Raw genomic sequence first — 895 nt, forward strand, 5'->3', positions numbered from 1 at the left:
TCGGGCGGAGCCGACGGCGGGTACAAGATCGCGTTCGTGCAGGGCGTCGCCGGAGATGAGTTCTACATCTCCATGCAGTGCGGCATCCAGTCCGAAGCCGCCAAAGAAGGCGCCACCGTCACCACCCAGGGCCCCGAGAAGTTCGACCCCACCCTCCAGAAGCCCATCGTCGACGCCGTCGTCGCCTCCAAGCCCGACGCGCTGCTCATCGCCCCCACCGACGTCTCCGCGATGCAGGCACCGATCGCGGCGGCCGAAGCCGCCGGCATCAAGGTCGTCCTCGTCGACACCACCCTCGAAGACCCCTCAGGGGCCGTGTCGCAGATCTCCTCCGACAACGAAGGCGGCGGAGCCGCGGCATTCGAAGCCATCCAGAAGGCCAACCCCAACGGCGGCAAGGTCCTCGTCGTCTCCACCGACCCGGGTGTCTCCACCACCGACGCCCGCGCCCAGGGCTTCGAAGACGCCGTCAAGAAGGACTCGAAGTTCACCTCCGTCGGGGTGCAGTACTCCCACAACGAACCCTCCACCGCCGCCGAGATCGTCACCGCGGCGCTGCAGAAAGACCCCGACATCGTCGGCATCTTCGCCGCCAACCTGTTCGCCGCCGAAGGTTCCGCCACCGGTGTGCAGCAGGCCGGCAAGCAGGGCTCCGTCACCATCGTCGGCTTCGACGCCGGCCCCGCCCAGGTGAAGGCCCTCGAAGCCGGCACCGTCCAGGCCCTCGTCGCGCAGGAGCCCGCCACCATCGGCGAAGACGGCGTCAAGCAGGCCATCGCCGCCCTCAAGGGTGAGGCCACCGAAGCCAAGATCCAGACCGGTTTCACCATCCTCACCAAGGACAACATCACCACCGACGGCAAGGACGCGGTCTACAAGTCCTCCTGCTGACCCA

At 67.6% G+C, this 895-nt stretch carries 1 protein-coding gene; it reads left to right on the forward strand.

The window, feature by feature from the left end:
- Positions 1–891 (forward strand): ABC transporter substrate-binding protein (locus MTE01_RS16875; protein WP_141378455.1); only part of this gene is annotated, 891 nt, incomplete at its 5' end.
- Positions 892–895 lie beyond the last annotated feature (4 nt).

Origin of the sequence: Microbacterium testaceum, assembly GCF_006539145.1 — a bacterium.
Classification (GTDB): domain Bacteria; phylum Actinomycetota; class Actinomycetes; order Actinomycetales; family Microbacteriaceae; genus Microbacterium; species Microbacterium testaceum.